The sequence below is a fragment of the Chamaesiphon sp. OTE_20_metabat_361 genome, assembly GCF_031364565.1.
Genome location: NZ_JANLWO010000281.1, coordinates 1 through 5384, shown reverse-complemented (window position 1 = coordinate 5384; position 5384 = coordinate 1). Strand labels below are relative to the sequence as shown.

Annotated in this window: 7 protein-coding genes; 3 read left to right on the top strand and 4 right to left on the bottom strand. The window is 49.0% G+C overall.

Annotation, left to right across the window (positions count from 1 at the left end):
* Window positions 1-183: 183 nt before the first annotated feature.
* Window positions 184-1173, bottom strand: a complete 990-nt coding sequence (locus tag RMO35_RS08235; protein ID WP_309740151.1) for an NmrA family NAD(P)-binding protein — start codon at window positions 1171-1173, stop codon at window positions 184-186.
* Window positions 1174-1315: 142 nt separating this feature from the next.
* The gene (locus tag RMO35_RS08230; protein WP_309736810.1) at window positions 1316-1423 is read right to left on the bottom strand and encodes a PetM family cytochrome b6-f complex subunit 7; all 108 of its coding nucleotides are present in this window, start codon (window positions 1421-1423) and stop codon (window positions 1316-1318) included.
* 303 nt (window positions 1424-1726) lie between these two features.
* On the opposite strand from RMO35_RS08230, the gene pdxA reads away from it, so the two are divergent.
* A complete protein-coding gene (gene pdxA, locus RMO35_RS08225; protein ID WP_309740150.1) occupies window positions 1727-2782 on the top strand; it encodes a 4-hydroxythreonine-4-phosphate dehydrogenase PdxA in 1056 nt (351 codons plus the stop codon).
* Between the two features lie 122 nt (window positions 2783-2904).
* Here pdxA and recO read toward each other — a convergent pair whose 3' ends face one another.
* Window positions 2905-3720 carry a DNA repair protein RecO gene (recO, locus tag RMO35_RS08220; RefSeq protein WP_309740149.1) on the bottom strand — a complete coding sequence of 272 codons (816 nt, stop codon included), beginning with the start codon at window positions 3718-3720 and terminating at the stop codon, window positions 2905-2907.
* A gap of 99 nt (window positions 3721-3819) precedes the next feature.
* On the opposite strand from recO, the gene RMO35_RS08215 reads away from it, so the two are divergent.
* Window positions 3820-4866 (top strand): aromatic ring-hydroxylating dioxygenase subunit alpha, encoded by a 1047-nt coding sequence (locus tag RMO35_RS08215; protein ID WP_309740147.1) that lies wholly within the window; start codon window positions 3820-3822, stop codon window positions 4864-4866.
* A 17-nt stretch (window positions 4867-4883) separates the two neighbouring features.
* Entirely contained in the window at window positions 4884-5051 is a 168-nt protein-coding gene (locus tag RMO35_RS08210; RefSeq protein ID WP_309740144.1) for a hypothetical protein, read from the top strand.
* On the opposite strand, the gene RMO35_RS08205 is transcribed toward RMO35_RS08210, so the two are convergent.
* Window positions 5048-5384 (bottom strand): DUF760 domain-containing protein (locus RMO35_RS08205; RefSeq protein WP_309740143.1); only part of this gene is annotated, 337 nt, incomplete at its 5' end. The genes RMO35_RS08210 and RMO35_RS08205 overlap by 4 nt on opposite strands.

The following is a 5384-nucleotide window of genomic DNA, read 5'->3' as shown; positions in this document are numbered from 1 at the left end:
AATTATGATTATCGCATATTCAGCATCCAGAATCGGTTTGTGACACCATTGCTGTCACAAACCACAATATTTAGCATTTGTTTGGAAATGTCCAGCATCATTGATGGCAATTAGAGTGGTAAGACACCACTCTCGACGATGCCAAGTTTCTAACGAATTGACTCAGCTAGCAGCTAAAAGCCGCTAGTACATCATTTTCTTCTTTTTCTGCTGTTTGGCGGCTTGGACTTCTTTTTGCTTGTTTTTTTCGTAATCTAATTCTTTGAGTTTCCGGAGAATGCGGCTGAAGTACTCTTGTAAGTATGCTTCAAGCGTCCCAATTTCCTTGGGGTCGATCTCAAAAACTTGGTAGACTTCCGTCATGTCAGCGACGATCGGTTTTCCAGTTGCGAGGACTTCAGTAAAAGCGAGTCTGTCTGCGGAGTTCCAGCTCCACTCAAAAAACCGTAATGTTTGTCTGAGTACCCGAATCAGCCCGATCGGGATATTGGTCGTTTTCGCTTCTTTGCCAGACTGACGTTCGCAGAAATCAATTATTTCGCGACCGCTCCAAGCACGATTGCCCACGATCGGAAAGCTACGATTGTTAGTTGCGGGTACCGATAGTGCTTTGACGGCAAACTTGGCAACATCTTGAGTGTCCATGTACGCGATCGGCGATGCTTCACCAGTCATCCAGACAGGTTGTCCCTCCAGGGTGGGAATCGCAAATTGACCGACTAGTCCTTGCATGAAGCCAGCCGGACGGAGGATCGTATAATTTAGACCCGATTCTTTTAAAAATAGCTCGATACAGTGCTTGACTTCCATCAAGGGCACGTTTGGATAATTTTCTGCACCCAGAATCGAGAAGAAAATAAACTTTTCTACTTTGGCAGCCACCGCAGCTTGAATCAGGGCAATTTGTCCATCCCAATCGACTTGCTTGATACTTAACGCATCCGTCGCTCTGGCGGTAGCTGCATCGATTACCGTTGTCACACCTTCAAATGCTGGTGCCAGGGTGCTTGGATTGCAGATATTACCAACAACTAACTCGGCTCCCCACTCTTTGAGAAAAGCCGCCCTCCGCGTACTTCTGACCAAGCAACGGACTTGGTAGCCTTCATCCAAGGCGCGGCGAGCTATCTGTCTGCCCAAGGTACCCGTGGCACCAACAATCAATAATGTCATTTACTAAGAATAATTAAAAATTATTAAAGCTATTTTTCTAAATATTAGCAGAAAAGTCTCATGTTTGTTAACAAAAATTCACACAGTCGGGGTGAGGGCTAAGCTTAAACTCAAACCCGTTACCCCATCTTCCCGCCAAGGATTATTCCTCTTCTGGGCCTTGAATTTTGAGAAACAGAAATCCCAGGCTCAAACCCACTAAAATCAGGCTTGATGACAAGATTGCAGCATTGAAAATTTCACCAGCCATAGTTGGAGTACTCCTTGTGAATTATTAGACGATCGATTTACAACTACCCAGAATATATGGATCGTATAATGTATCGTAACAGGATCTTGGGGGTATTTGGCGATCGAGGGATTGGGAGACTGGGGGACTGGGTGACTAGGAAGGGAATAAAGCGTATTTCATGTCACTTCTACTTAAAGCCTAAAGCCTAAAGCCTAAAAGCTAAAGCCTAAAACCATTAGCAAAGCTGAAATGATTAGACTAATGAGTAGTCCTGTCCTGTGGCTACTTAGTTTGCGGGTCGATCGTATTCCAGCTTGAATTATGAGTAAACCGCGACTAGTTATTACGTTAGGCGATCCAGCCGGGATTGGGACAGAGGTAGTACTCAAGGCTCTAGCCGATCGATCTGCGGCAGATTTCGATCTGACTATCATTGGTAATCTGGAGTTATTAAATGACCGCTATCAGCACTTGCGCCAGCAGATGCCAGCGCAGATCGAGTTAGCCAATCCAGCGGACTTAAATATTATCGATGTGCCACTGTCCCAAGAGATTCGGGACGGGGTGAAAGTGGGACAGGGTAATGCGGCGAGTGGTGCGGCGGGTTTTGCATATCTGGATCTGGCGATCGATAGAACGTTGGCGGGAGAGTTTGAGGCGATCGTCACGGCTCCGATCGCCAAATCGGCATGGTTGGCAGCGGGACACCATTTTCCCGGTCAAACGGAATTACTCGCCCTCAAGGCGAAGGTAGACCGCTTTGGGATGATGTTTGTTGGTGTCTCCCCCCACACTGGTTGGACGTTGCGGGCGTTGTTGGCAACGACACATATCCCGGTGAGTGCTGTGTCGCAAGCGTTGACACCAGAGTTGCTGAGTTTGAAGTTGGGGTTGTTGGTGGAGTGTTTGCGGATAGATTTTGGACTAAAATCGGGGACGATCGCGATCGCGGGGCTAAATCCGCATAGTGGTGAGGGCGGACAGTTGGGGCTAGAGGAGGTGGAGTGGATGGATCGGTGGCTAGAGGGGGAGCGGGCAGCGTATCCAGAGTATCGGTTGGTGGGGTTATTACCGCCGGATACGATGTGGGTGAAGCCGGGACAGGCTTGGTTTGGGACGCACCCTCAGCCGCAAGCTGCGGATGGTTATTTGGCTCTATATCACGATCAGGGGTTAATCCCGGTGAAGTTGATGGCGTTCGATCGAGCGATTAATACGACGATCGGTTTACCATTTGTCAGGACTTCGCCGGATCATGGGACGGCGTTTGATATTGCGGGGTTGGGGGTGGCGGATGCGCGGAGTATGGGGGCGGCGATCGATCTGGCGGTGGAGTTGGTGGAAAGGCGATCTTTGAATGGTGCTGGCTCTGGATAATTGCTTGCTTAATTTCACTGCTTGTCACAAGCGATGCGCTATCTGTGGGGTTTCCCGAGGGTTTGGCGAAAAGTGTGTTAGCTACAAATCGATCGGTGCCGCAGCGCGAATCTGAATATCAGCTACAAATCGATCAGCGCCGCAGAGCGAATCTGAATATTCAGGTGGGAATGAATGTATTGGCGTAAGATCCGCTCGATGCGTCGCCACGCACCCGCCAGATCCAGATCCGAAATCGTATCGAGGGAGAATTTATCGATCGCGACATCTAACCTGTCGAGATTAGGATCGGATAAGTGCTGCAATAAGAGCAAATCCAATGCTGTGAGCCGATGAGTAACAGTCACACTCGGATCTTCAGCAGCAGCAGCGATCGCCACAGTACTACCAGATTCGATACTAAACCCAATTTGCCAGCCGAGCGTCGTAAAATTTGGCTCGATCGGCGCTCTGGTAATGCAACAATCATATACTTGCGGTGCGATCCCATCGAGTGCCAGCAGGTGAAAAATTCCCTGACACAAAAGAGCGATCGATCCGGTATTATCGCCCTGTTCTAAGTCATTGAGTCGGCCCAAATGGAGGATCGATAATTGATATAATTCTGATTGCGGTCGATCGCTTAATGCTTGCGCCAGCACGATTTCAGCGAGGTATTGACTGGCGGCAAGTTTCCCCAAATCGCCAATCAGTCGTCCATAAGACATCGTCGTCTGAGCTTGCGTCACTCGATCGAGCGAGCGACCTTTGGCGATTAATAAATCATTGACCATAAATAACGCACTCCGTCCGCCCATCCCCGATTTGGACTTGCGTGCGCCCGGAACTACCGCTCTAATTAAGCCATGTTCGGGGGTCAAAATAGTTACCAATCGATCGTTCTCACCGATGGGCATAGCTTTGAGATTGATTCCTGTCGCTTTATATGTACCGCTCATGAACTGGGTGCTGCTGACAAACCTTATTTACTATAGACTTTTAAAGTACAGAACTTAGCGGTAAATGAGTCAATTGCTGCCCACACCAACGATAAACCAGTGACCCAGAAACAAAATTTCCTCCGAAATATTTGGTACTATGCGCTACCCGGAATCCAGCTCAAACCAGGTCGGATGTTTGCCAAACAATTGCTCGGCGAACCCATCGTCTTCGGACGTACTCATGCTGGGGAAGTATTTGCGCTGCGAGATATCTGTCCCCACCGGGCGATCCCGTTGAGTTGTGGGCGATTTGACGGAGCGCAGATCGAGTGTGCTTACCACGGCTGGCGATTCGACCAGCAGGGACAATGTACGGCGATTCCGGCTCTGAGTGATGACCAGGACTTAGATTTAAGTAATTTCCAGGTGCGGAGATATCCAGTGCAGGAAGTGCAGGGGAATATCTGGATTTATATGTCCGACTCAGAACGTGGGGAGACGGAGCCAACCCATCCCGTCCCAGTGGTCGCAGGCTTTGAAGATCGGGCGTATCAATCGACATTTACGATGAACTTTCCCTGTTTTATCGACCATGCCGTAGTGGGGCTAATGGACCCCGCTCACGTTCCGTTCGTACATCGATCGTGGTGGTGGCGATCGGATGCTATCCTTTCAGAGGAAGTTAAAGCTTTCGATCCTTCGCCTTATGGATTTACGATGCGCCGTCATCGCTTGGAACGGCAAACATTTTTCTATCGGTTGCTCGGTGGCGATGCGGAAGTCGAGATTTCTTTCCAATTACCTGGGGTGAGAGTCGAGCAAATTATTACCAATACCAATCGGGTTGCCAATCTCACGGTGATTACTCCGATCTCAGAGACCGAGACTGAAGTCACAACGATGTTCTATACTTCGATCGGGTGGTTTAAACCACTATTACCCCTGATCCAACCATTTATCAATACTTTCCTCGGTCAAGATCGGGATATGGTCGTCAAGCAACAGATCGGACTCCGGCACGATCCTCCCTTGATGCTGATCAAAGATGCCGATACTCAAGCTCAATGGTACTACCGACTGCGATCGGAATTTATCAAAGCTAATGCAGAACAGCGCGAATTCACCAATCCCGTCAAGTCCCAGATCCTGCGCTGGCGGAGTTAGATATCTCGAATAGAATCTTGACGAGCGAACGTGCCTTGAGAGCCAATGTAGACGGCGGGAAGTGTCTTGTCTCCCTAGACCGTCGGGAAACCCGACGAGCGGGAGCCGCTGCCTACCGTCTAATTAATAAATTCACATTCATCTCCAGCCGCTCTCCTGAATCGATAGTCGATCTGTCGATTTAAGTCTGGTCGCGACGATCTGAGCCAGAACCTTCGCTGGAGATCGAACTCGAACCCATGAGCATGTCTTCTAGTTCCATCCGTTGTTCCATTTGGCGGAGGAAGTAGCCAGTCATCATCGCCGAACCTAGCAGGTTTGCCAAGTTGTCGCGATCTGTGGTGACTTGGACGCTGAAGCCTTCACTCGGCAACATCCCCAGTAAACCTTGAATATTGTGAGTGATAATATCTTTTACCTGGGGCGTTGTGGCCTTAGCAATTTGCGCTAAGACTTCTGGGGATTGATGTTGAAGATATTTCAGTAATTGATTTACTTGAGCATCTTCAGATTTGCGT